22 protein-coding genes are annotated in these 23,893 nt (G+C 60.2%); 13 read left to right on the top strand and 9 right to left on the bottom strand.

Annotated elements, in window-relative coordinates:
* Nucleotides 1–171: 171 nt before the first annotated feature.
* From IB144_RS05280 to IB144_RS05295, 4 genes are all read left to right on the top strand, one after another.
* Complete coding sequence (locus IB144_RS05280; protein ID WP_004174685.1) at nt 172–1,185, top strand: LacI family DNA-binding transcriptional regulator; 1,014 nt, start codon at nt 172–174, stop codon at nt 1,183–1,185.
* Nucleotides 1,186–1,321: 136 nt separating this feature from the next.
* Nucleotides 1,322–1,849, top strand: a complete 528-nt coding sequence (gene hydN, locus IB144_RS05285) for an electron transport protein HydN (RefSeq protein ID WP_002914875.1) — start codon at nt 1,322–1,324, stop codon at nt 1,847–1,849.
* Nucleotides 1,850–1,857: 8 nt separating this feature from the next.
* The gene (hypF, locus tag IB144_RS05290) at nt 1,858–4,092 is read left to right on the top strand and encodes a carbamoyltransferase HypF (RefSeq protein ID WP_020324940.1); all 2,235 of its coding nucleotides are present in this window, start codon (nt 1,858–1,860) and stop codon (nt 4,090–4,092) included.
* Entirely contained in the window at nt 4,089–5,102 is a 1,014-nt protein-coding gene (locus tag IB144_RS05295; RefSeq protein ID WP_020324937.1) for a HoxN/HupN/NixA family nickel/cobalt transporter, read from the top strand. Before hypF ends, IB144_RS05295 begins: the two co-directional genes overlap by 4 nt.
* A gap of 96 nt (nt 5,103–5,198) precedes the next feature.
* On the opposite strand, the gene norW is transcribed toward IB144_RS05295, so the two are convergent.
* Together norW and norV are read right to left on the bottom strand one after the other, a co-directional pair.
* Nucleotides 5,199–6,332, bottom strand: coding sequence for an NADH:flavorubredoxin reductase NorW (gene norW, locus IB144_RS05300; protein WP_002914823.1), 1,134 nt, complete (start codon nt 6,330–6,332; stop codon nt 5,199–5,201).
* Entirely contained in the window at nt 6,329–7,777 is a 1,449-nt protein-coding gene (gene norV / locus IB144_RS05305; protein ID WP_004145759.1) for an anaerobic nitric oxide reductase flavorubredoxin, read from the bottom strand. Before norV ends, norW begins: the two co-directional genes overlap by 4 nt.
* 187 nt (nt 7,778–7,964) lie before the next feature.
* On the opposite strand from norV, the gene norR reads away from it, so the two are divergent.
* Nucleotides 7,965–9,515 carry a nitric oxide reductase transcriptional regulator NorR gene (norR, locus tag IB144_RS05310; RefSeq protein WP_004890240.1) on the top strand — a complete coding sequence of 517 codons (1,551 nt, stop codon included), beginning with the start codon at nt 7,965–7,967 and terminating at the stop codon, nt 9,513–9,515.
* On the opposite strand, the gene gutQ is transcribed toward norR, so the two are convergent.
* The 7 genes from gutQ to IB144_RS05345 all read right to left on the bottom strand — a co-directional run bounded on the left by gutQ (nt 9,478) and on the right by IB144_RS05345 (nt 14,501).
* The gene (gutQ, locus tag IB144_RS05315) at nt 9,478–10,443 is read right to left on the bottom strand and encodes an arabinose-5-phosphate isomerase GutQ (protein ID WP_004174691.1); all 966 of its coding nucleotides are present in this window, start codon (nt 10,441–10,443) and stop codon (nt 9,478–9,480) included. The genes norR and gutQ overlap by 38 nt on opposite strands.
* Nucleotides 10,436–11,209: a DNA-binding transcriptional repressor gene (locus tag IB144_RS05320; protein WP_002914817.1), complete on the bottom strand. Its 774-nt coding sequence runs from the start codon at nt 11,207–11,209 to the stop codon at nt 10,436–10,438. The genes gutQ and IB144_RS05320 overlap by 8 nt, the downstream gene beginning before the upstream one ends.
* A 66-nt stretch (nt 11,210–11,275) precedes the next feature.
* Nucleotides 11,276–11,635 (bottom strand): transcriptional regulator GutM, encoded by a 360-nt coding sequence (gene gutM, locus IB144_RS05325; protein WP_020324935.1) that lies wholly within the window; start codon nt 11,633–11,635, stop codon nt 11,276–11,278.
* 157 nt (nt 11,636–11,792) lie between these two features.
* A complete protein-coding gene (gene srlD, locus IB144_RS05330) occupies nt 11,793–12,572 on the bottom strand; it encodes a sorbitol-6-phosphate dehydrogenase (protein WP_049185804.1) in 780 nt (259 codons plus the stop codon).
* A 12-nt stretch (nt 12,573–12,584) separates the two neighbouring features.
* Nucleotides 12,585–12,947, bottom strand: a complete 363-nt coding sequence (gene srlB / locus IB144_RS05335; protein WP_004174693.1) for a PTS glucitol/sorbitol transporter subunit IIA — start codon at nt 12,945–12,947, stop codon at nt 12,585–12,587.
* A 13-nt stretch (nt 12,948–12,960) separates the two neighbouring features.
* A complete protein-coding gene (locus IB144_RS05340; RefSeq protein ID WP_015958868.1) occupies nt 12,961–13,941 on the bottom strand; it encodes a PTS glucitol/sorbitol transporter subunit IIB in 981 nt (326 codons plus the stop codon).
* Nucleotides 13,938–14,501 (bottom strand): PTS glucitol/sorbitol transporter subunit IIC, encoded by a 564-nt coding sequence (locus IB144_RS05345; protein ID WP_004890255.1) that lies wholly within the window; start codon nt 14,499–14,501, stop codon nt 13,938–13,940. The genes IB144_RS05340 and IB144_RS05345 overlap by 4 nt, the downstream gene beginning before the upstream one ends.
* A gap of 276 nt (nt 14,502–14,777) precedes the next feature.
* Between IB144_RS05345 and mltB the strand changes: the two genes are divergently transcribed.
* From mltB to alaS, 8 genes are all read left to right on the top strand, one after another.
* A complete protein-coding gene (mltB, locus tag IB144_RS05350; protein ID WP_040215752.1) occupies nt 14,778–15,857 on the top strand; it encodes a lytic murein transglycosylase B in 1,080 nt (359 codons plus the stop codon).
* A gap of 338 nt (nt 15,858–16,195) precedes the next feature.
* Nucleotides 16,196–16,906 carry an ATP-binding cassette domain-containing protein gene (locus tag IB144_RS05355; protein ID WP_072198269.1) on the top strand — a complete coding sequence of 237 codons (711 nt, stop codon included), beginning with the start codon at nt 16,196–16,198 and terminating at the stop codon, nt 16,904–16,906.
* A complete protein-coding gene (locus IB144_RS05360; protein WP_004149458.1) occupies nt 16,903–17,766 on the top strand; it encodes a metal ABC transporter permease in 864 nt (287 codons plus the stop codon). The genes IB144_RS05355 and IB144_RS05360 overlap by 4 nt, the downstream gene beginning before the upstream one ends.
* A gap of 7 nt (nt 17,767–17,773) precedes the next feature.
* Nucleotides 17,774–18,652: a metal ABC transporter substrate-binding protein gene (locus IB144_RS05365; RefSeq protein ID WP_004174698.1), complete on the top strand. Its 879-nt coding sequence runs from the start codon at nt 17,774–17,776 to the stop codon at nt 18,650–18,652.
* 139 nt (nt 18,653–18,791) lie between these two features.
* On the top strand, nt 18,792–19,289 hold the full coding sequence (gene pncC / locus IB144_RS05370; protein WP_002914771.1) for a nicotinamide-nucleotide amidase: 498 nt from the start codon (nt 18,792–18,794) through the stop codon (nt 19,287–19,289).
* 90 nt (nt 19,290–19,379) lie between these two features.
* On the top strand, nt 19,380–20,438 hold the full coding sequence (gene recA / locus IB144_RS05375; protein WP_002914769.1) for a recombinase RecA: 1,059 nt from the start codon (nt 19,380–19,382) through the stop codon (nt 20,436–20,438).
* Nucleotides 20,439–20,505: 67 nt separating this feature from the next.
* Complete coding sequence (recX, locus tag IB144_RS05380) at nt 20,506–21,006, top strand: recombination regulator RecX (protein ID WP_040025346.1); 501 nt, start codon at nt 20,506–20,508, stop codon at nt 21,004–21,006.
* Nucleotides 21,007–21,256: 250 nt separating this feature from the next.
* Nucleotides 21,257–23,884, top strand: coding sequence for an alanine--tRNA ligase (gene alaS / locus IB144_RS05385; RefSeq protein WP_004174700.1), 2,628 nt, complete (start codon nt 21,257–21,259; stop codon nt 23,882–23,884).
* Nucleotides 23,885–23,893: the final 9 nt, after the last annotated feature.

Genomic DNA, 23,893 nt, shown 5'->3' on the forward strand with positions numbered 1-23,893 from the left:
CATGGTGAGTTTCATTTAATTTCACAAGAAATAAAAAAAGATGATCTCAATTTTGTGATTTTGATCGCTAAGCGTCGCCGTGAGCCGGATCGCGTTGGTGAACAGGGGAATGCTGTAAAAGCGGGAAACGTGCAGTACACTGCCTGCAACTTTTGCAACAGGAAGAATCACATGGCAACGATGCTGGAGGTCGCAAAGCGCGCGGGGGTATCGAAGGCGACCGTTTCGCGGGTGCTGTCGGGCAACGGCTATGTCAGCCAGGAGACCAAAGACCGGGTGTTTAAGGCGGTGGCGGAGAGCGGCTACCGGCCTAATCTGCTGGCGCGCAACCTGGCGACCAAAACCACGCAAACCCTCGGCCTGGTGGTGACCAATACCCTGTACCACGGCGTCTATTTTAGCGAACTGCTGTATCACGTGGCGCGGATGACGGAGGATAAAGGGCGGCAGCTGATCCTGGCCGACGGCAAGCACAGCGCGCAAGAGGAGCGGGAGGCGATCCAGTACCTGCTGGATCTGCGCTGCGATGCGATCATCATCTACCCGCGCTTTCTCACCGTTGATGAGATGGACGAGATCGTTGAGAACCACTCGCAGCCGATCATGGTGCTTAATCGCCGCCTGCGCCGCCACGCCAGCCACTGCGTCTGGTCCGATCAAAAAGCCTCGGCGATGCGGGTAGTGGAGCGGCTGATTGCGCTTGGCCATCGCGATATCGCCTTTATTACCGGCTCCCTTGACTCTCCCACCGGCGTCGAACGCCTCGCCGGCTACAAAGACGCGCTGGCTGGCCACGGCATCGCCCTGAACGAGGCGCTTATCGCCGAAGGGCGCTGGACGCCGGAAACCGGGGCGGCGGGGGTGGAGAGCCTGCGTCAGCGCGGGGTTACCTACAGCGCGCTGGTGGCGAGCAATGACGATATGGCCATCGGGGCGATGAAGCAGCTTCACCAGCTGGGCGTTAAGGTGCCAGAACAGGTCTCGGTGGTGGGGTTTGACGATATTGCTCTTGCGCCGTATATGGTGCCGTCGCTCGCCAGCGTCCGGGTGCCGGTGACGGAGATGATTAAAGAGAGCATCAATCGGCTGATCTTTATGCTGGATGGCGGGGAATTCAACTTTCAGCAAAGCTTTCCCGGAGCGCTGATTGAACGCGAGTCGCTGGTGGCGGGCCCCTGTGCCTGACGTCGTCAGCTGTCATCGTCACTACTGACGATGACAGCAAACCGCAGCTATAATAGTCTTTATAATCAATACATTAAAAAATTGGAACGTATTATGCATACTCCGGCGCGTAACCTTCTTACTGCTGGAGAAATGGATGAACCGTTTCATTATCGCCGATGCGAGCAAATGTATCGGCTGTCGCACTTGCGAAGTGGCCTGCGTGGTATCCCATCAGGAACATCAGGACTGCGCCTCCCTGACGCCTCACACCTTTCAGCCGCGTATTCACGTGATCAAAGGGGTCAATGTTTCCACGGCGACCGCCTGCCGTCAGTGTGAAGACGCCCCCTGCGCCAATGTCTGCCCGAACGGCGCCATCAGCCGCGATAAAGGCTTTGTCCATGTGATGCAGGAGCGTTGCATCGGCTGCAAAACCTGCGTCGTCGCCTGCCCGTACGGGGCGATGGAGGTGGTGGTGCGCCCGGTGATCCGCCATAGCGGCGCCGGACTGAACGTCGTGGCGGAAAAAGCCGAAGCCAACAAGTGCGATCTCTGCTTCCACCGCGAGAGCGGCCCGGCCTGCATGGAAGTCTGCCCGACGCATGCCCTCGTGTGCGTTGACCGCAACAAACTTGAGCAGATGAATATCGAGAAACGTCGCCGTACGGCGCTGGCCTGGTAAGTCAAGGCATGAACGGGGTGCAAATCCGCATTCGCGGTAAAGTGCAGGGGGTGGGGTTCCGCCCCTTTGTCTGGCAGCTGGCCCGGGCGCAGGCCCGCTGCGGCGATGTCTGTAACGACGGCGACGGCGTACTGGTGCGGCTGGTCGGGGGCGACGACGGTTTTACTGCCGCTCTGGCTGACCACTGCCCGCCGCTGGCGCGGATCGACAGTACCGCCTGCATTCCCTATCGCTGGGCGGCCACGCCGCAGGATTTCACCATCCGCGAGAGCGGGGCGGGACGGATGCGGACTCAGATTGTGCCCGATGCCGCGACCTGCCCGGCGTGCCTCGCGGAGATGAACGATCCCCGGGCACGCCGCTACCGCTACCCCTTTATCAACTGCACCCACTGCGGCCCGCGGTTAACCATTATTCGCGCCATGCCCTACGACCGGCCCTTCACCGCAATGGCGCCGTTCCCGCTCTGTTCCCCTTGTGAAGCGGAATTCCGCGATCCTGCCGATCGCCGTTTTCACGCCCAGCCGGTGGCCTGCCCCGACTGCGGGCCGCGACTGGAATGGCGGGCAGAGGGGGAAACGCTGGACGGCGAGGCGGCGCTGCAGGCGGCTATCGCCCGGCTGGCGGCGGGCGACATCGTGGCGATAAAAGGCATCGGCGGCTTTCATCTGGCCTGCGATGCCGGTAACCCCGCTGCCGTTGCCACGCTGCGGGCGCGAAAACACCGCCCGGCAAAACCGCTGGCGGTAATGCTGCCGACGGCAACGGGCTTACCCGCCGCCGCCGCGGCGCTGATGGGCTCCCCGGCGGCGCCCATCGTACTGATTGCCAAAGCGCAGGTCTCCGGCCTGTGCGACGAAATAGCGCCAGGGCTTGCGGAAGTTGGGGTGATGCTGCCGTCTAATCCGCTGCAGCATTTGCTTCTGCAGGGCCTGGCGCGCCCCATCGTAATGACCTCCGGCAACCTTAGCGGCCGTCCGCCGGCGTTAAGTAATGCTCAGGCGCTCAATGAGTTAGCCGACATTGCCGACGGCTTTCTCTTGCATAATCGCGACATCGTACAGCGGATGGATGATTCACTGGTGCGCTCAAGCGGTGAAATGCTGCGCCGCGCCCGGGGCTACGTCCCGGACGCGCTGCCGCTGCCGCCGGGGCTAGGAGACATCCCGCCGCTGCTGGCTCTCGGCGCGGATATGAAAAATACCTTCTGCCTGGCGCGCGGCAGCGAAGCGGTGCTGAGCCAGCACTTTGGCGATCTTGGCGAGGAAGGTGTTGAACAGCAGTGGCGCAGCGCCCTGCAGCTGATGCAGAGCATTTACGCGTTTGTGCCGCAGCGGGTGGTGGTTGATGCCCATCCCGGCTATCGTTCAACGCAGTGGGCGGCCTCCCTGCCCCTGCCGCTGGAGACAGTGCTGCATCACCATGCGCACGCCGCGGCATGCCTGGCGGAGCACCGCTGGCCGCTTGACGGCGGGGACGTTATCGCCCTGACACTCGACGGTATTGGTATGGGGGAGAACGGCGCGCTGTGGGGCGGGGAGTGCCTGCGGGTCAACTATCGCGAATGCGAACATCTTGGCGGGCTGCCGGCCGTCGCGCTGCCAGGGGGGGACCTGGCGGCACGCCAGCCGTGGCGAAATTTGCTGGCCCACTGTCTGGCATTTGTCCCTGACTGGCAGGATTATCCGCAGGCCGCCACCCTGCGCCAGCGCAACTGGCCGCTGCTGGCGCAGGCCATCGAGCGCGGGATTAACGCGCCGCGCGCCTCATCCTGCGGACGGCTGTTTGATGCCGTTGCCTGCGCCCTGGATTGCGCGCCGGAGAGTCTGAGCTATGAAGGCGAAGCGGCCTGTCGGCTGGAGGCGCTGGCCGCCAGCTGCCCCGGCGTCAGCCACCCGGTTACGCTGCCGTGGCGCGACGACGCGCTGGATTTAGCGACCTTCTGGCGGCAATGGCTGAGCTGGCAGGCGACTCCGGCGCAGAAAGCGTGGGCTTTCCACGACGCCCTGGCCTGGGGACTGGCGGCGATGGCCCGCGACTGCGCCACCGTCCGCGGCATCGACACGATGGTCTGCAGCGGCGGGGTGCTGCATAACCGCCTGCTGGCGGCGCGATTGACCTTTTATCTGGCGGATTTTACTCTGCTGTTTGCACAGCAGTTGCCGGCCGGCGACGGCGCAATCGCCTATGGTCAGGCGGTGATCGCCGCCGCCCGCTGGCAGGCTCAAGGAATACAACCATGATAATGACAGTTTTACGCCAGCAGCCGCGCGCCGCGGGTCTGGTGCTGGGGTTGATCGCGGCGAATTTACTGGCCTGGTGCTGGGCGCTGCAGGCCTTTGGCGACAGCGGCGCGCTGATGGCCGCCAGCCTGCTGGCCTGGGGCTACGGCCTGCGCCACGCGGTGGACGCCGACCATATTGCGGCGATTGATAACGTGACCCGCAAGATGATGCAGCAGGGGCGGCGGCCTTTCGCCGTCGGGGCGTGGTTTTCGCTGGGCCACTCATCGATTGTGGTGCTGGCCTCGGCGGCGATTGCCGCGACCGCCACCGCCTTCAGCACGCAGATGAGCTGGCTGCATGATACCGGCAGCGTCATCGGCACCGCCGTGTCGGCCCTGTTTTTACTGGCGATGGCCTTTATCAACCTGGTGATTTTACGCAGCGTGTGGCGCAGCTTTCAGGCATGGAAGCGCGGGGAGCCGGTGAGCGACGAAATCGTCAGCGGCGGCGGGGTGATGAGCTGGCTGTTTGGCAAGACCTTCCGTCTGATAAGCCGCAGCTGGCAGATGTACCTGGTCGGTTTCCTGTTTGGCCTCGGTTTTGATACCGCCACCGAAATCGGCGTACTGAGTATCTCCGCCGCCGGCGCGTCGAGCGGGATTTCCGTCTGGTCGATTATGGTCTTTCCGGCACTGTTCGCCAGCGGTATGGCGCTGGTGGATACCCTCGATAACGTGCTGATGGTCGGCGCCTACGGCTGGGCGTTCAGCAAACCGCAGCGCAAGCTCTATTACAACATGACCATCACCGGCACCTCGGTGGTGGTGGCGCTGTTTATCGGCGGCCTGGAAGCGCTGGGCCTGCTAATGGATAAGTTTGCGCTCAGCGGCGGAATATGGCGCTGGGTAGGGGCGTTAAACGACAACCTCGGCGACGCCGGATTTGTGGTGGTTGGGTTGTTTGTCGCCTGTTGGGCGCTATCGGTGCTTAACTATCGCTGGCGCGGCTACGACAATCTGGCGCGCTAGGCTGGATATGTTCCCGGCTTGCGCTGCGCTTAGCCGGGCTACCAGGACAATACCGTAGCCCGGCTAAGGCGTTTACGCCGCAAGCCGGGAAAACCATCAACTTACCAGTTGTTTGAGCAGCGCAAAGGCTTCCTTCATTTTGTCTTCACTCACCACAAAGGCCCGCAGCTGGTTTTCGGCATCCACGCCTTTCGCCACCAGCCCCTCTTTGGCGGCCACGATATTCCACGTCAGATCGTCGCGGCGGGTGTCGCCGGCCAGATGCAGCGGCAGATCCGGGGTTTTCACCTTCACCAGCATTGGCGGCAGCTTGAGTTCTCCCGCCTGCGCCAGCAGATTTTTACTCAGGCACATGGCGCTGAGTAAAATCGGCTGCAGGAACGGCAGTACCACGCCGTTGATTTCCGCACAGTCGCCGAGCGCATAAATCGCCGGGTCGCTGGTTTGCAGCTGGCTATTGACCACAATACCGCGGTTAATCTGCAGTCCGGCGTGGCGCGCCAGCGACGTTTCCGGGCGCAGGCCGGCGGCGGCCACCACCGCATCGACGGTTATCGCGCGCTGGCGATCGAGACTGACGCGAATGCCGTCGGCGGTTTGCTCCAGCCCCTCCAGCTGCGTTTTCAGCATCAGATGTACGCCCATCTCGGTGAGCCGATGCTGCAGGCGGCTGCTGGCCTCCGGCGGCATCAGCGCCGCCAGCACGCTGGCGGAGTTATCGACTACCGTTACCGCTTTACCGGCGCGGCAGAAATCCATCGCCAGTTCGCAGCCAATCAGGCCGCCGCCGACGATCAGCACGCGCTTCGCGTCGTGCAGCCGGCTCTGCGCCGCGCCATATTCGCGCTGGCTATTGAGCGTTAGCATCAGCTCGCGCCCCGGCACCGACGGGATAAACGGCGTCGCGCCGGTGGCCAGCACCAGTTTGTCGTAGCGCCACTGGTTATCGTGGCTCTTCACTAACCGGTTTTCGGCGTCGATATCGCTTACCCAGGTATGGGGAAACAGACGCAGAGTGTACTGCTCGGCGAACTCGCCGGCACTTTGCAGGGTCAGATCGTCGGCCTTCTGTCCGCGGCTGATGACATGGCTGAGGTCCGGTTTGTTGTATTCATCCATGCTATCGGCGGCGATGAGGGTCAGCGGGATTTGCGCATCCTGCTTACGAATATTTTTCACCAGCTGGCGGGCCGCGAAGCCCGAGCCGATGATGACGATGCCATCACTCATTTTGCCTCCGTCGCCAGTACGTCAAAGACATCTTTGCCAAGAGAACACTCAGGGCAGAGGAAATTGTCCGGCACTTCGCTCCACGGCGTACCCGGCTGTACATCCTGATTAGGTTCGCCTTTCGCCGGGTCATAGACCCACTGGCACACGCTGCACTGCATCATGGGACCGAGATCGGCGGCCGCGGCGGCGGCACAGGCGCAGTCTTGTGGTTCCGGCGTTGTCGCTGCTTCAGCAACCGGCAGCGGCGAGAGGGCCCATTGGCGGGCGATGTCGCGACCGTGTTGGCGGCACAGCTCCAGCGCGTCGATATCCGGGCGCCATTTGGCTTTCAGGCTCAGCGACATCTCAAAGCCGGCATCCTGCAGGCGGGTGGACAGGCGGTCTACCGCGCCGCCGCTCCAGCCGTGCGAGCCAAAGGCGCTGGCGCGTTTATTGCGAAAACGCAGCCCGGTCATCTCTTCCACCAGCCCGGCGATTTTCGGCATCATCACGTTGTTCATGGTGGACGTGCCGACAAGTACGCCTTTCGAGCGGAAAACATTGGTGAGGATGTCGTTTTTGTCGCTGCGGGCGACGTTAAAGATTTTCACCGCTACCCGTGGGTCAACCTCGGTGATCCCCTGGGCAATGGCGTCCGCCATCATGCGGGTATTATTGGACATGGTGTCGTAAAAGATGGTGATGCGATCTTCCTGATAATCCGCCGCCCACTCGAGGTATTTCTCGACGATTTGCGTCGGGTTATCGCGCCAGACCACGCCGTGGGAGGTGGCAATCATCTCCACCGGCAGGTTGAAGCCGAGGATTTCAGTAATTTTCGGCGTCACCAGGCGGCTGAAGGGCGTCAGGATGTTGGCGTAGTAGCGCTGGCACTGTTCGTACAGTTCAGTCTGGTCCACTTCATCGTTGAACAGATGTTCGTCGCAATAGTGCTGGCCGAAGGCGTCGTTGCTGAACAGCACCGCGTCGCCGGTCAGGTAGGTCATCATGCTGTCCGGCCAGTGCAGCATCGGCGTTTCCACGAAGATCAGCTGTTTACCGTTACCGATGTCGAGAGTATCGCCGGTTTTCACCACGTGGAAGTTCCACTCCGGATGATGATGGTGGCCGTTGATCGAGTCGATGGCGTTGGCGGTGCAGTAGATCGGCGTATCCGGGATCTGCATCATCAGTTCGGTCAGCGCGCCGGCATGGTCCTCTTCGGCGTGGTTAATGACGATATAGTCGAGGTCGGCGAGGTCGATTTCGCGGCGCAGGTTCTGTACGAACTCGCGGCTGAATTTATGATCGACGGTATCGATCAGCACGTTTTTCTCTTCGCGGATGAGATAGCTGTTGTAGCTGCTGCCGCGCAGCGTTTTATATTCGGTGCCGTGGAAATCACGCACTTCCCAGTCACGTTGGCCAACCCAAAGAATGTTATTTTTCACCACAATAGACATAGCAACCTCAATCAATACAGTGTGTTTAAACTCAGTTGACTGGCTTATATCAAGTTGCGTGCCAACTTTTTAATTCATTGATAATTATCTGTTTTTAATTTTTTCTGATTTTGGTTGTTGTCAAAATGACAATGGTTAAAATAGTCGATATGACAATGCGTATTGTCAAAATGACAATGGAGCGGCAATGAGTTTTTCCGTCGACGAGCTGGCGAGAATCGCCATAGATTTACAAAGCGATATTGGTCACACCGACCGCTTTTCGCGCCTGATTACTACCCTGCGGCAAATTCTTGGCTGCGATGCCTCGGCGCTGCTGCGCTATGAGGCGCATCAGTTTGTGCCGCTGGCGATCGATGGCCTGGCGCAGGATGTGCTCGGTCGGCGCTTTGCCCTGGAAGGACACCCGCGGCTGGAGGCGATTGCGCGCGCCGGGGATGTGGTGCGCTTCCCGGCGGATAGCGACCTGCCCGACCCCTATGACGGGCTGATCCCCGGTCATGAGAGCCTCAAAGTCCATGCCTGCGTGGGACTGCCGCTGTTTGCCGGGCAGACGCTGATTGGCGCGCTGACCCTGGACGGCATGGATGCCGATCGTTTCGATAGCTTCAGCGATGAAGAGCTGCGGCTGATTGCCGCGCTGGTGGCCGGGGCGCTGAATAATGCGCTGCTTATCGCCCGCCTTGAAGCGCAAAACGTCCTGCCGGCGCAGGCGGTGAATTACCCGCTGCCGGAGCGCCAGGAGATCATCGGCCTGTCGGGGCCCATGCTGCAGCTGAAAAAAGAGATCGATATCGTCGCCGCCTCGGATTTAAACGTGCTGATCAGCGGCGAAACCGGCACCGGCAAAGAGCTGGTGGCGAAGGCGGTGCATCAGGGGTCACCGCGAGCCGCCAACCCTCTGGTGTACCTCAACTGCGCGGCGCTGCCGGAAAGCGTAGCGGAGAGCGAGCTGTTCGGCCATGTGAAAGGGGCATTTACCGGGGCTATCAGCAACCGCAGCGGTAAATTTGAGATGGCGGATAATGGCACCCTGTTTCTTGACGAAATCGGCGAACTGTCGCTGGCGTTGCAGGCCAAACTGCTGCGCGTGCTGCAGTATGGCGATATTCAGCGCGTCGGCGATGACCGCAGCCTGCGGGTCGATGTGCGGGTGCTGGCGGCGACGAACCGCGATCTGCGCCAGGAGGTGGTGGAAGGGCGCTTTCGCGCCGATCTGTACCATCGGCTGAGCGTCTTCCCGCTGTCGGTTCCGCCGCTACGCGAGCGGGAAAGTGACGTGGTGCTGCTGGCGGGCTATTTCTGCGAGCAGTGCCGCCTGCGGATGGGGCTGGCGCGGGTCATTTTGGCTGAGGCGGCGCGAAACCGGCTGCAGCAGTGGTCCTGGCCGGGCAACGTGCGCGAACTGGAGCATGCTATCCATCGGGCGGTGGTGCTGGCGCGGGCCACCCAGGCCGGTGATGAAGTGGTCCTGGAGCCGCAGCATTTCCAGTTTGCGGTGGCGGCGCCGATGTTGCCGACTGAGACGGCGGCAGCGGCGCCCGCGACGGGAAACATCAATCTGCGCGAGGCGACCGACTCTTTTCAGCGAGAAGCCATTAGCCGCGCGCTGGAGGCGAACCAGGGCAACTGGGCGGCGACCGCCCGAGCGCTGGAACTGGACGTCGCCAACCTGCATCGGCTGGCGAAACGTCTGGGGCTTAAAGGATCCCCGCCTGGTAAAAGTTCTGCAGGTTAATGGCGCCGACCAGTTGGCCGTTCTCATCCACTACCGGCGCGGCGCTGATTTTGTGTTTCATCAGCCGCTCTTTGGCTTCCACCGCGCGGCTATCCGCCTGCAGCGTTACGCCGTTGCGGGTCATCGCCCGAGTGACGCCATCGTTGAGCGTACCGCCAGCAACCAGCCAGCGGCGCAGGTCGCCGTCGGTGAAAACGCCCTGCACGCGGTTGGCTTCATCGCAGACCGCCACCAGGCCGAGTCCGGTTCGGCTTAGTTCGAGCATAGCGTCCATGACGTTGGCCTCGGTATTGACCCGCGGCACTTCTTCATCACGACGCATCAGGTGATGCACTTTGTTCAGCAGCCGCGCGCCGAGGGCGCCCGCCGGGTGGGAACGGGCGAAATCCTCTTCATTGAAACCGCGCGCCTGCATCACCGCCATCGCCAACGCGTCGCCCAGCATCAGCGTATTGACGGTGCTGGAGGTTGGCGCCAGATGCATCGGGCAGGCCTCGCGCTCCACGGCGATATCCAGCACCGCTTTCGCCGCCAGCGCCAGCGGCGAGGTGGATTTGCCGGTCATCGCCAGCAGCGGAATGCCTTTTTCTTCCAGCCGCGGCACGATGAGATCCAGCTCTTTCGCGCTACCGGAGTAGGAGATAAACAGCATCACGTCGCGGCTATCGAGCATGCCGAGATCGCCGTGCAGGGCTTCCGCCGGATGGACGAAAAAGGCCGGGGTGCCGGTGCTGGCGAAGGTTGCCGCCAGCTTTTTACCGATGTGGCCGGATTTACCGATACCGGAGACAATCAGTTTGCCCTCGCAGTGGATAATGGTTTCCGCCGCGCGGATGAAGTCGTCGCCCAGGCGCTCCGGCAGGCGGCTCGCCTCCTGCAGCTCAAGCATCAGGGTCTGGCGTCCGGCCTCTAACAAAAAGTTACTCATGATGTTCTCCAGTAATAATGACTTCAATGCCTTTGGCTTCCAGCGCCCGCTGGAATTCCGGGTCAATATCGGCATCGGTAATCAATTTATCCACGCGTTCAAGGCCGCAGACAATATTGGGGCTTTTACGACCAAACTTGGATGAGTCGGCCATCAGGATCACTTCGCGGGCGGCGTTGCACATCGCTTTGCTGACGGTATAGACCTCATTAAAGGTAGTGACTCCGGCGTTCAGATCGATACCGTCGGTGCCCATAAACAGCTTGTCGAAGCTGAACTGTTCGAAGGCGTTTTCCGCCAGCTGGCCGTGAAAAGAGGCCGATTTTTTACGGAAGGTGCCGCCCGGCATCAGGATGGTCTGCTCGTTATCGAACTCTGATAGCGCGTTGACGATATGCAGGCTGTTGGTCATCACCGTGATGTTATTAAAGTGACTCAGCAATGGCACCATCTGCAGCACGGTGCTGCCGGCGTCGAGGATAATTGAATCGCCATCGTGGATGTATCGCACGGCGGCCTCGGCAATCTGCGCTTTTTTATGGGTGTTGATCAGCGTCTTATGGTCAATCGGCGGATCGGCTTCATCCTTGTTGAGTACCACGCCACCGTAGGTGCGAATGACGGTGCCGGCGTTTTCCAGCGTGACCAGATCCTTGCGGATGGTGGTGCCAGTGGTATCGAAGTGTTGCGCCAGCTCTTCGACCGAGCATTTTCCCTGCGACTGCAGGAACTCGAGAATGGCTGCCTGGCGCTGACGTGGTTTCATAGGCGTCTATCCTGCGTTTAAGTTTCGAAGTGATAATTTCGCAAGATATTTACTTTTACAACGAAATTATCCATGTTTCGGATTAAGCGCTAATGATAGTGCATTCTGACAGCGCGGATCATGGGGAAAGATCACATCAGGCTGCAATTCCGCAATATGTTTGCCTGCCAGAGCCGGGATCTTTTGCGGACTGGCGAAAATGGTGAAGCCTTTCATCAGCAGCGTGTCGCAAATGCGGTCGTTATCATCGACGGCGATGGCGACGATGGCGCGCGGTTGAAAGCGCCCGGCGGAGCGGCCGACGCCCACCCGCCCCTGCTGGCACAGGCTATCAAAGGCGCGATTGAAGCGGCGGATCTGCCAGCCGCCAAAGGCCAGCTGGGTAAGCCAGGCGATGGCGGCGACGATGATTAATGCAGTAACCATAGGTCTCTCCTTAAGGGGGGCGGGAACAGCCCAGGTCACGGCGCGAGCGCCTAACCCGAGCGACCCGCGGTGCCGTTTTTTTGTCGGGTGGCGGCTAACGCCTTACCCGACCTACAGTTTTGTAGCCCGGATAAGCGCAGCGCCATCCGGGAACCTGTTAAAACATCACCTGGCCGCCGGTGACGTTGATCGACTGCCCGGTGCAGTACGACGCCTGTGGGCTAGCGTAAAACATCAATACGTTCAGCACATCCTGATATTCGCAGCCGCGCTTCAGCGGCACCTTGTCGATGTAGTACTGCTCGACTTCGCTCTCATCGATACCGAGCTTGGTGGCATACTGCGGCAGCAGCGACTGGAACATCGGCGACTTCAGCAGATTGCCGAGCATCAGCGAATGCACGGTAATGCCATATTCCGCCAGATCCAGCGCCAGCGACTGGGTCAGCCCGACGCCGCCGAACTTCGCTGCGCTGTAGCCGGAGTTGTGCTTACTGCCGACTTTGCCGGATTTCGAGTTGATCTGAATGATCCGCCCCTTAATGCCGTCGCGGATCATCAACCGCGAGAACTCGCGGGCGCAGAGAAAATAGCCCACCAGATTGACCTGCAGCGAGCGGTCGAAATCCCTCAGCGCGAAGTCGCTAATAAACGCCGCCTTGGCGATCCCGGCGCTGTATACCAGCAGGTCGACGCGCGAAAAAATCTCATCCACCCCGTGGGCCAGGGCGGTGACGCTGGCCTCGCTGGTGGCGTCGGCGCCGAAGCCGTACGCCATACCTTCGCCATACTCAGCGTTAATCTCCTGGGCGACGCGGCTGGCTTTTTCGCTCTGAATATCGACCACCGCCACGCGGTAGCCTTCGGCGGCCAGCCCGCGGCACAGAAACTCTCCTAAGGTTTGTCCACCGCCAATGACAACAGCAACCTGATTCATCTCTCTCTCCTTTTAAGCAACAAACTTCAGTACGCAGCCGGGCGCGATGGCGTCCGGCACCGGGCCCGCCACATGGACGGTACCTGGGAACTCCGCTTCACGATGGCCGTCAAAGCGCAGGGTGATGTGGCCCAGCTCGCGCAGGTTTTGTTCAGCGACCTCGCCGACGGCGGTCACCGGGTAGCGCTGTTCGCCAAGCTGCAGCTCTGCCCCCGGCTGCAGCGTGCCAGCAAGCTCGCCGTGGTTGTGAATAAAGCAGTACTCTTCGATATCCGCCGGGGCGCCCTCGCGGAAGGTGATCAGCATTTGCTCTTCCAGCGCCATCGTCGCGCAGGCGCCGATGTGCGTAATGGTGGTCTGGTAAATCACAGTCATCTGCAGGAACCTCTTACTGGTAAATAAATCCGGAAACGAACCACGCGATCAGCACCGTTGGTGCGCCGGTCAGAAAGCGGCTGACCAGCACCGACGGCACGCCGACGCGCACGGTATCCTGACGGGCTTCGGCTAGCGACAGGCCTACCGGAATAAAATCGCAGGCGGCCTGGGCGTTAATGGCGAATAGGGCGGGCAGGGCGAGGTGCGGCGGAATGTTGCCGAGGCCGATTTGAACGCCGATCAGCACGCCGATCACCTGGGCAATAACCGCGCCGGGGCCGAGAAACGGCGACAGCAGCGGGAAAGAGCAAATCAGCGCCAGGGTTACCAGCCCCAGCGGATGGCTGGCGAGCGGCGCCAGGCCGTGGGCGATCCAGTCGCCGATGCCGGAGGCCATGATGATGCCGATCAGCGCCGAGACGAAAGCCATAAACGGCAGAATGGTTTTCAGCACCGTATCAATGGTGTCGCGCCCGGCCTGGAACAGCACCGCCACCACCGAACCCATGCCCATCCCGACCTTCGCCAGCAGGCCATCGCTCTGTTCAGTAATCTTCTTGCTGGTGTCGTAATCGCGACCCGCGCTCTTGTTTTCCGCCGGCGGCTCGGAAACCCCTGCGCTGTCGGGAGCGATGCACTGGATGTTGTCCTCTTTGACGCCGGAGACATAAATATCTTCCGTGATGTACTGGGCCAGCGGCCCTGATTTGCCGGTGGCATGGATATTCACCGTCGGGATGCGGCGCTTAGGATAGAGCCCGCAGCGCAGGGTGCCCCCGCAGTCGATAATCGCCACGCCGATGTCGCTTTCCGCTGGTTCCCCCTCTTTAAACCCGTCCACCGGCTGCCAGCCGGTCAGGCTGGCGATGCGGTCAACGATCGCCGGGCGGGTGCCGGCGGTGATATAGACGATCTTTTTGCCTTTGACGGCGTCGAGCTCAAGCGGGCCGCCCCAGCCGCCGGTGCCTTTCTCTATACGAATACGGGTCATGATGTCGCTCCTGACAGATGCACTTTCCGGGAAAGCTGAATCGCCATTTTTCTCTCGAAAATCGAGGTGGTCAGGTCGGTGACCCAGCCGCGGAAGAAGTTAGTCACCAGCCCGACCAGCAGGTAGCTCACCGCCAGCGGACCGAGCGGCAGGCCGAGGGTAGTGAGGCCGTTGGCGATGCCGAGATAGACGAACAGCTCGCCGGGGTTGATATGTGGAAACAGCCCGTTCATTGAGTGGCAGCTATACGACGCCGCCGCGTAATAGCTGGGCTTGTACTTCTCTGGCATAAACCGGCCGAGGCTTAACGTCATTGGGTTACAAAACACGAAGGTGCCGATGCAGGGTAGCAGCAGGTAACGGGAGATTGGGTTTCCGGCGCAGCGCTGCGCCAGCTTCTCGATCCGCTGCTGGCCGATAAAGTTGATCAGCGCGTTCATGATCACCAGCAGGCTGATCAGCAAGGGGAGGATCCCGGTCACCATGCCGGTAAATACCTCGCCGCCTTTCTGAAACAGGCCGATAAACCACTCCGCGCCGTGGGTCACGACGTCAATCATTGTTCTCTCCTTCAGCATGTTATTTTTCTTGCTAATCGCAGGCTGATTTTAATCATTTTGAAAGGTTTAAAAGTGTTAAATGGATCGCAAAATGAAAGATAAATATTTTATTTTGAAAGATGATGCGGGCGAGATGAAATGTTGCAGGGCATGAAAGCACGCAGGGGAGGAGCAGTTGAAGGACTATTTTGTCTACAAACAGATTGTCGCTTTCTTGTTGGTCGTCGCATGCTTTACCATAATTATCCCTTGCTGAATTTGTTAAACGGAATTCCCATGTTGAAGCGTCGCTATCTGGCTTTACTTCCCCTTTGTATGCTCCTCGCTGCCTGCAGCAGCAAACCCAAGACCCCCGCGGAAACGGAGATGGCGAGTGGAACCGGCGGCTTTTTGCTGGAACCGCAGCATAACGTGATGCAGATGGGCGGCGACTTCGCCAACAACCCGGCGGCGGCGCAGTTTATCGATAAGATGGTGGCGAAGCACGGCTTCGACAGGCAGCAGCTGCAGGAGATCCTGTCGCAGGCAAAGCGCCTGGATTACGTCCTGCGGCTGATGGATCGTCAGGCGCCGACCGGCCTGCCGCCAACCGGGCCGACCGGCGCCTGGCTGCGCTACAAGAAACAGTTCATTACCCCGGATAATGTGCAGAACGGCGTGGTGTTCTGGAATCAGTATCAGGACGCGCTCAACCGCGCTTATCAGGTTTACGGCGTGCCGCCGGAAATCATCGTCGGCATTATCGGCGTGGAGACTCGCTGGGGCCGGGTGATGGGCAAAACCCGGATCCTCGACGCGCTGGCGACGCTGTCGTTTAGCTACCCGCGCCGCGCCGAATACTTCTCGTCGGAGCTGGAAACTTTCCTGCTAATGGCGCGCAGCGAAAGCGACGATCCGCTGGATCTGAAAGGCTCTTTCGCCGGGGCGATGGGCTACGGTCAGTTTATGCCGTCCTCCTATAAGCAGTATGCGGTCGATTTTAACGGTGACGGACATATCAACCTGTGGGACCCGGTGGATGCTATCGGCAGCGTGGCCAACTACTTCAAACAGCATGGCTGGGTGAGCGGCGATCTGGTGGCGGTGCAGGCGCTGGGGCAGGCCCCGGGGCTGGAGAATGGTTTCAAGACTAAATACAGCGTTTCGCAGCTGGCGGCCGCAGGGCTGACCCCGACCCAGCCGCTAGGTAACCATCAGCAGGCCAGCCTGCTGCGGCTGGACGTCGGCACCGGCTATGAGTACTGGTACGGGCTGCCGAACTTCTACACCATCACCCGCTACAACCACAGCACCCACTACGCGATGGCCGTCTGGCAGCTGGGACTGGCGGTTGCGCAGGCCCGCGGCGGTTATTAATCCTTTCATCCGGCTGACAATTTCCCAGCCTCCCCGGATAGCGGCGCGTAGCGCCTTATCCGGGCTACGGTCCGGTATCCGGTTGCTAGCCCCGGTAAGCGCAGCGCGACCGGGGGATGACGCCGGGGAGGCCGCGCTTATCCCCCCGTTTTTTCCCGTCTCCATGCCTCTTGTTGACCTTTGTTACATTTCCGCTGACTGACGCTGATTTACATTCTTTCTTCGCTTCGTTATTGTTATGTTATAACATTAAATTGAGGCGGGGATATGTTCACATCGATTTTTATGGCATCCGGCGCGGCGCGCGCGGCTATCGCAGGCGTGCTGCTGGCGGCGCTATGGTTAGCAACCTGGTGGGCGGTGACGCTGCCATGATTGAACTGGAGCAGTTGGTCGCCGGCTATGACGGGGTAGCGATCACCCCTCCGCTGAGCGGGATGATATGCCCCGGCAGCCTGACGGCAATTGTTGGCCTCAATGGCTGCGGAAAATCAACGCTGCTGAAAACCCTCGCCGGGTTTCTTCCGCCGGTCAGTGGCCGCCTGCGCTGGCAGGGAAAACGGCCGGTGATCGGCTGGCTGGCGCAGCGCCATGCCCTCGAGTCGCAGTTTCCTCTCAACGTGCAGGATGTGGTAAGCCAGGGCGCATGGCCCGGCGTGTCGCTGCTGCGCGGTCTGGGGGGCTGCACCCGGCGACGCATCGGCGCGGTGCTGGAGCGGGTCGGGCTGGCGGGCCTGGCGAAAACGCCGATCGAAGCGCTCTCCGGCGGCCAGTTTCAGCGCATGCTATTTGCCCGGGTGATGGTGCAGCAGGCGCCGCTGGTGATGCTCGACGAGCCCTTCACCGGTATCGACGAAGCGACCAGTCGCGAACTAATGGATTTGATTCTCGAGATGTACCGGCAGGGACAGACCATCCTGGCGGTGCTGCATGATAACCAGCGGGTGGCCGACTTTTTCCCCGAGACGCTGCTGCTGACTCCCCAGCGCGCCTGCTGGGGCGCTACCCGGGCGGTGCTCCCGGCCTTCAGTCATGCGAGGTCGGCATGATCTGGCACACCTTCTTTCAGCCTTTCATTGAATTCGGCTTTATGCGTCGGGCCCTCGTGGTGTGTCTGGCGCTGTCGCTGAGCACCACCATGCTGGGCGTCTTCCTGCTGCTGCGGCGCATGAGCCTGATGGGCGATGCGCTGTCGCACGCCATTCTCCCCGGCGTGGCGGTGGGGTATCTGCTGAGCGGCATGTCGCTGCTGGCCATGACCCTCGGCGGCTTCATCGCCGGCATCGTGGTTGCCCTGGTGGCCGGGTGGGTGAGCCGGCGGACACCGTTAAAAGAGGACGCCAGTTTTGCCGGATTTTATCTGGGCTCGCTGGCCCTGGGCGTCACCCTGGTGTCGCTGCGCGGCTCCAGCGTGGACCTCCTGCATCTGCTGTTTGGCTCCATTCTGGCGGTCGACCGCGATGCGGCGCTGTTTGTCAGCGGCGTCGCCAGCCTGACGCTATTGTGCATTGCGCTGTGCTACCGCGGTCTGGTCAGCGAGGCGTTCGACAGCGCCTGGCTGCAGGTGAATCACCGGCGGCTGCCTGCGCTGCTGCATGGGCTTTTTCTGGCGCTGCTGGTGCTTAATCTGGTGGCCGGGTTTCAGGTGCTCGGCACGCTGATGGCGGTAGGGGTAATGATGCTCCCGGCGGTCGCCGCGCGCTGCTGGGCGCGCACGCTGCCGGGCATTCTGCTACTGGCGGCGGGAATGGGCGCGCTCTGCGCCTGGCTGGGATTAAGCCTCTCCTGGGCGATTAGTCTTCCCGCCGGGCCCGCTATTGTGCTGACCGCCAGCGCACTGTTTTTTGTTTCGCTATTTTTTGGCACGCGCAGCCGGCTGCTGGTCGGTTGGCGCACATTGATGGGGTAAGGAAATGATGAAACGTAGTGCAATAGTGGTCGCGCTGGCCCTCGGCCTGATGGCGCAGGGGGCCATGGCGAAAACGCTGAATGTGGTAAGCAGTTTTTCGGTGTTGGGTGATATAGCGCAGCAGGTCGGCGGGGAGCATGTCCATGTGGATACCCTGGTCGGCCCGGACGGCGATCCGCACACCTTCGAACCGTCGCCGAAGGATAGCGCGCTGCTCAGCAAGGCCGACGTGGTGGTGGTTAACGGCCTGGGGCTGGAAGGGTGGCTGGATCGCCTGATTAAGGCCTCTGGTTTTAAGGGCGAGCTGGTGGTGGCATCGAAAGGCGTCAAGACCCATACCCTTGATGAAGAGGGTAAAACGGTGACCGATCCCCACGCCTGGAACAGCGCAGCGAACGGCGCATTGTATGCGCAGAATATCCTCGATGGTCTGGTGAAAGCCGACCCGGAAGATAAAGCAGCGTTGACCAGCAGCGGCAAGCGCTATATCGACCAGCTGACGTCTCTCGACGGCTGGGCGAAAGCGCAGTTCAGCGCCATTCCGCTGGCCAAGCGCAAGGTCCTGACCAGCCATGACGCTTTCGGCTATTTTGGCCGGGCTTACCACGTGACCTTCCTCGCGCCACAGGGGCTCTCTTCAGAGAGCGAGGCCAGCGCGGCGCAGGTGGCGGCGCTGATTAAGCAAATCAAAGCGGATGGCGTCCATACCTGGTTTATGGAGAACCAGCTTGACCCGCGGCTGGTGAAGCAGATTGCCAGCGCCACCGGCGCGCAGCCGGGGGGCGAACTCTATCCGGAAGCGCTATCTAAGCCGGGCGGCGTCGCCGATAGTTACGTCAAAATGATGCGTCACAACGTTGAGCTTATCGCTAACAGCATGAAGTAACAGGTTGTCTGGTCGTCCTGGTTATCACAGGACGACCCATTTCTGGATCCCCCCTCGTAAAATCGCCACTTCATCCCCATATCTCTGTCGAAAGTGCTATCTTTGATGGCCTCTTTATCCAGAGCAAAGCGGGGCGATAATGACCGATTCAGAATTAATGCAGCTAAGCGAGAAGATTGGCCGGGCGCTGAAGGCGCGTGGGGCGACGGTGACCACGGCGGAATCCTGTACCGGCGGCTGGATTGCGAAAGCGATCACCGATATTGCCGGCAGCTCGGCGTGGTTTGAACGCGGCTTTGTCACCTACAGCAACGAAGCTAAATCGCAAATGATCGGCGTCAGCGAAGCGACGCTGCGCGACAACGGCGCGGTAAGCGAACCGGTGGTGGTGGAGATGGCGATTGGCGCGCTGCGCGCGGCGCGTGCGGATTATGCCATCTCCGTTAGCGGCGTCGCCGGGCCGGATGGCGGCAGCGTCGAAAAGCCGGTCGGCACGGTATGGTTCGGCGTCGCCAGCGTGAGCGGGCAAGGGGTGACGCGGCGGGAATGCTTTGCCGGAGACCGCGAAGCGGTGCGTCGTCAGGCGACGGCCTATGCGCTAAATCTGCTCTGGCAACAATTTCTACAAAACACTTGATACTGTATGACCATACAGTATAATTGCCTCAACTGAACAAATATTAACGGCGAAGCGAACACGCTTTACCCTGCATGATTAGGAGTAACAATGGCGATCGACGAAAACAAACAGAAAGCGTTGGCGGCTGCACTGGGCCAGATCGAAAAGCAATTCGGTAAAGGCTCCATCATGCGCCTGGGTGAAGACCGCACCATGGATGTGGAAACCATCTCCACCGGCTCGCTTTCTCTGGATATCGCGCTGGGCGCCGGCGGTCTGCCAATGGGCCGTATCGTCGAGATCTACGGTCCGGAATCCTCCGGTAAAACCACCCTGACGCTGCAGGTTATCGCCGCAGCGCAGCGCGAAGGTAAAACCTGTGCGTTCATCGATGCTGAACATGCGCTGGATCCTGTCTATGCACGCAAACTGGGCGTCGATATCGACAACCTGCTGTGTTCTCAGCCGGACACCGGCGAGCAGGCGCTGGAGATCTGTGACGCGCTGGCGCGCTCCGGCGCGGTTGACGTTATCGTCGTCGACTCCGTCGCGGCGTTGACGCCGAAAGCGGAAATCGAAGGCGAAATCGGCGACTCTCACATGGGCCTTGCGGCGCGTATGATGAGCCAGGCGATGCGTAAGCTGGCGGGTAACCTGAAGCAGTCCAACACGCTGCTGATCTTTATCAACCAGATCCGTATGAAAATTGGCGTGATGTTCGGTAACCCGGAAACCACTACCGGTGGTAACGCGCTGAAGTTCTACGCCTCTGTGCGTCTGGACATTCGCCGCATCGGCGCGGTGAAAGAGGGCGACAATGTCGTCGGCAGCGAAACCCGCGTCAAAGTGGTGAAAAACAAAATTGCCGCGCCGTTTAAACAGGCCGAATTCCAGATCCTCTACGGCGAAGGCATCAACTTCTACGGCGAGCTGGTAGACCTCGGCGTGAAAGAGAAGCTGATTGAGAAAGCGGGTGCCTGGTATAGCTACAACGGCGACAAAATCGGTCAGGGTAAAGCGAACGCGATCACCTGGCTGAAAGAGAACCCGGCGGCGGCGAAAGAGATTGAGAAGAAAGTGCGCGAACTGCTGCTCAACAATCAGGATGCGAAGCCAGACTTCGTTGTTGACGGCAACGACGCAGAAGAAACCGAACAGGATTTCTGATATCGTCTGCAAGACTGACAGGGCTGCTTAGGCAGCCCTTTTGCTTTGTGAGATTATCGAGGTGCCTGTGACTGATCCTTCATCACGCCGCTCCGGCTACGCCCGCCTGCTGGACCGTGCTATCCGCATTCTGGCGATGCGCGACCACAGCGAGCAGGAGCTGCGACGCAAGCTGGTCGCTCCGGTGATGAGCAAAAACGGTCCTGAGGCGCTGGACGTCACCCCCGACGAGCTGGAGCAGGTTGTCGCCTGGTGTATCGAAAACCGCTACCTTGACGACAACCGCTTCGTCGGCCAGTTCATCGCCAGCCGGAGCCGCAAAGGCTATGGTCCGGCGCGCATTCGCCAGGAGCTCAGCCAGAAAGGCATTGCGCGCCAGGTCGTTGACCAGGCGATGCGCGAATGCGATATCGACTGGGTGAGCCTTGCCAGGGAGCAGGCACAGCGTAAATACGGCGAACCGTTACCTTCCGCCTTTACTGAAAAAGTGAAAGTTCAGCGATTCCTGCTTTACCGCGGCTACCTGATGGAAGATATCCAGGAAATCTGGCGAAATTTTGCAGATTGACCCATCCGGGATTTTACTTCGCCGTAAAGAAAACTTATCTTATTCCCACTTTATTCCGTCGGGCCGCTGGTTGTGACTGTGCAGGCAGCGGCCTGGGCGATTATTCCTTTACACAAAATCATTCAAGCTGCATCAGGGCGGCAAGAGAGACTCTCTTTCGCAACGTACGTCAGTTCGGTGCCGGAAGAGCAAGCGCAGCCAGGACAGAGGCGACTTGAAGGATGACGTGTAGCTTGATTTCAGGATAATTATGAGCAAGAGCACCGCTGAGATCCGTCAGGCGTTTCTCGACTTTTTCCATAGCAAGGGACATCAGGTAGTTGCCAGCAGCTCCCTGGTGCCGCACAACGATCCGACCCTGCTGTTTACCAATGCAGGGATGAACCAGTTCAAGGATGTCTTCCTTGGTCTCGACAAACGTAATTATTCGCGTGCGACCACCGCACAGCGTTGCGTGCGTGCGGGTGGTAAACACAACGATCTGGAAAACGTCGGTTACACCGCGCGTCACCACACCTTTTTTGAAATGCTGGGCAACTTCAGCTTTGGCGATTACTTCAAGCAGGATGCCATCAAATACGCGTGGGAACTGCTGACCGGTGAGAACTGGTTCGCGCTGCCGAAAGAAAAACTGTGGGTTACCGTTTACGAGACCGATGACGAAGCTTTCGACATCTGGGCCAATGAAGTAGGCGTTCCGCGCGAGCGTATTATCCGCATCGGCGACAACAAAGGCGCGCCGTTTGCTTCTGACAACTTCTGGCAGATGGGCGACACCGGTCCGTGCGGCCCGTGCACCGAAATCTTCTTTGACCACGGCGATCACATCTGGGGCGGCCCTCCGGGAAGCCCGGAAGAAGATGGCGACCGTTACATTGAGATCTGGAACATCGTCTTCATGCAGTTCAACCGTCAGGCTGACGGTACTATGGAGCCGCTGCCGAAGCCGTCCGTCGACACCGGTATGGGTCTGGAGCGTATTGCCGCGGTGCTGCAGCACGTTAACTCCAACTATGACATCGACCTGTTCCGCGATCTGATCGCCAGCGTGGCGAAAGTCACCGGCGCGACCGATCTGACGAACAAGTCGCTGCGCGTTATCGCCGACCACATTCGCTCCTGCGCCTTCCTGGTTGCCGACGGCGTGATCCCGTCGAATGAAAACCGCGGCTACGTGCTGCGTCGTATCATTCGCCGCGCGATCCGTCACGGCAACATGCTGGGCGCGAAGGACACCTTCTTCTGGAAACTGGTTGCCCCGCTGATCGATGTGATGGGCTCCGCCGGCGACGAGCTGAAGCAGCAGCAGGCTCAGGTTGAGCAGGTGCTGAAAACCGAAGAAGAGCAGTTTGCCCGCACCCTCGAGCGCGGCCTGGCGCTGCTGGATGAGGAGCTGTCGAAGCTGAAAGGCGACACCCTGGACGGCGAAACCGCCTTCCGTCTGTACGACACCTACGGCTTCCCGGTCGACCTGACCGCCGATGTATGCCGCGAGCGCAACATCAAGGTTGACGAAGCTGGTTTTGAAGCCGCGATGGAAGAGCAGCGCCGCCGCGCGCGCGAGTCCAGCGGTTTCGGCGCCGACTATAATGCGATGATCCGCGTTGACGGCGCCTCTGAATTTAAAGGCTACGATCATCTGGAGCTGAACGGCAAGGTTACCGCCCTGTTTATCGACGGCAAAGCGGTGGATAGCGTTAGCGCTGGCCAGGAAGCGGTGGTGATCCTTGACCAGACCCCGTTCTATGCGGAGTCCGGCGGCCAGGTGGGCGATAAAGGCGAATTAAAAGGCGCGGGCTTCTCCTTCGCAGTCAGCGACACGCAGAAGTACGGCCAGGCTATTGGTCATATCGGTAAAGTCGCCAGCGGCTCACTGAAAGTGGGTGACGCGGTGCAGGCCGACGTAGATGAGGCTCGCCGTCAGCGTATCCGTCTCAACCACTCCGCGACGCACCTGATGCACGCGGCGCTGCGCCAGGTGCTCGGCACCCATGTGGCGCAGAAAGGTTCGCTGGTCAATGATAAAGCGCTGCGCTTTGACTTCTCGCATTTTGAAGCGATGAAGCCGGAAGAAATTCGTGCGGTGGAAGACCTGGTCAACGCGCAGATCCGTCGTAACCTGGCTATCGAAACCAACATTATGGATATCGATGCCGCGCGCGCATCCGGCGCCATGGCGCTGTTTGGCGAGAAATACGACGATCGCGTGCGCGTTCTGCGGATGGGCGACTTCTCCACGGAGCTGTGCGGCGGGACTCACGCGGCGCGTACCGGCGATATCGGCCTGTTCCGCATCACGTCAGAGTCCGGCACCGCTGCTGGCGTGCGCCGTATCGAAGCGGTGACTGGCGAAGGCGCGATGGCCATCCTGCATGCGCAAAGCGATCAGCTCAATGATATCGCTCAGCTGCTGAAGGGTGACAGCCACAATCTCGGCGAGAAGGTTCGCGCCGCGCTGGAGCGTACCCGTCAGCTGGAAAAAGAGCTGCAGCAGCTGAAAGAGCAGGCTGCGGCGCAGGAGAGCGCAAACCTCTCCAGCAAAGCGGAAGAGATTAACGGCGTTAAGCTGCTGGTCAGCGAACTGACCGGCGTTGAGCCGAAAATGCTGCGTACCATGGTTGACGATCTGAAGAACCAGCTCGGTTCGACGATCGTTGTATTAGCTACGGTAGCGGATGGTAAGGTTTCTCTGATTGCAGGTGTGTCTAAGGATGTGACAGACCGCGTGAAAGCAGGGGAGCTGGTTGGTATGGTCGCCCAGCAGGTGGGCGGTAAAGGGGGCGGTCGTCCGGATATGGCGCAGGCCGGTGGTACCGATGCGTCTGCTCTCCCTGCAGCGTTAGCCAGTGTGAAAGGCTGGGTCAGCGCAAAACTGTAATAACTATAA

The sequence above is a fragment of the Klebsiella sp. K4 genome (assembly GCF_014596785.2).
GTDB lineage: Bacteria > Pseudomonadota > Gammaproteobacteria > Enterobacterales > Enterobacteriaceae > Klebsiella > Klebsiella pneumoniae.

Excerpts from the sequence above, each read along its gene's own strand:
- IB144_RS05320 (WP_002914817.1), bottom strand. The coding sequence starts at position 11,209 with ATGAAACCACGTCAGCGCCAGGCAGCCATTCTCGAGTTCCTGCAGTCG.
- IB144_RS05345 (WP_004890255.1), bottom strand. The coding sequence starts at position 14,501 with ATGATTGACGTCGTGACCCACGGCGCGGAGTGGTTTATCGGCCTGTTT.
- IB144_RS05360 (WP_004149458.1), top strand. The coding sequence starts at position 16,903 with ATGATCTGGCACACCTTCTTTCAGCCTTTCATTGAATTCGGCTTTATG.
- pncC (WP_002914771.1), top strand. The coding sequence starts at position 18,792 with ATGACCGATTCAGAATTAATGCAGCTAAGCGAGAAGATTGGCCGGGCG.
- mltB (WP_040215752.1), top strand. The coding sequence starts at position 14,778 with ATGTTGAAGCGTCGCTATCTGGCTTTACTTCCCCTTTGTATGCTCCTC.
- srlD (WP_049185804.1), bottom strand. The coding sequence starts at position 12,572 with ATGAATCAGGTTGCTGTTGTCATTGGCGGTGGACAAACCTTAGGAGAG.
- alaS (WP_004174700.1), top strand. The coding sequence starts at position 21,257 with ATGAGCAAGAGCACCGCTGAGATCCGTCAGGCGTTTCTCGACTTTTTC.
- norR (WP_004890240.1), top strand. The coding sequence starts at position 7,965 with ATGAGTTTTTCCGTCGACGAGCTGGCGAGAATCGCCATAGATTTACAA.
- norW (WP_002914823.1), bottom strand. The coding sequence starts at position 6,332 with ATGAGTGATGGCATCGTCATCATCGGCTCGGGCTTCGCGGCCCGCCAG.
- norV (WP_004145759.1), bottom strand. The coding sequence starts at position 7,777 with ATGTCTATTGTGGTGAAAAATAACATTCTTTGGGTTGGCCAACGTGAC.
- srlB (WP_004174693.1), bottom strand. The coding sequence starts at position 12,947 with ATGACTGTGATTTACCAGACCACCATTACGCACATCGGCGCCTGCGCG.
- recA (WP_002914769.1), top strand. The coding sequence starts at position 19,380 with ATGGCGATCGACGAAAACAAACAGAAAGCGTTGGCGGCTGCACTGGGC.
- hypF (WP_020324940.1), top strand. The coding sequence starts at position 1,858 with ATGAACGGGGTGCAAATCCGCATTCGCGGTAAAGTGCAGGGGGTGGGG.
- IB144_RS05365 (WP_004174698.1), top strand. The coding sequence starts at position 17,774 with ATGAAACGTAGTGCAATAGTGGTCGCGCTGGCCCTCGGCCTGATGGCG.
- IB144_RS05280 (WP_004174685.1), top strand. The coding sequence starts at position 172 with ATGGCAACGATGCTGGAGGTCGCAAAGCGCGCGGGGGTATCGAAGGCG.
- IB144_RS05355 (WP_072198269.1), top strand. The coding sequence starts at position 16,196 with ATGGTTAGCAACCTGGTGGGCGGTGACGCTGCCATGATTGAACTGGAG.
- gutM (WP_020324935.1), bottom strand. The coding sequence starts at position 11,635 with ATGGTTACTGCATTAATCATCGTCGCCGCCATCGCCTGGCTTACCCAG.
- gutQ (WP_004174691.1), bottom strand. The coding sequence starts at position 10,443 with ATGAGTAACTTTTTGTTAGAGGCCGGACGCCAGACCCTGATGCTTGAG.
- IB144_RS05340 (WP_015958868.1), bottom strand. The coding sequence starts at position 13,941 with ATGACCCGTATTCGTATAGAGAAAGGCACCGGCGGCTGGGGCGGCCCG.
- hydN (WP_002914875.1), top strand. The coding sequence starts at position 1,322 with ATGAACCGTTTCATTATCGCCGATGCGAGCAAATGTATCGGCTGTCGC.
- IB144_RS05295 (WP_020324937.1), top strand. The coding sequence starts at position 4,089 with ATGATAATGACAGTTTTACGCCAGCAGCCGCGCGCCGCGGGTCTGGTG.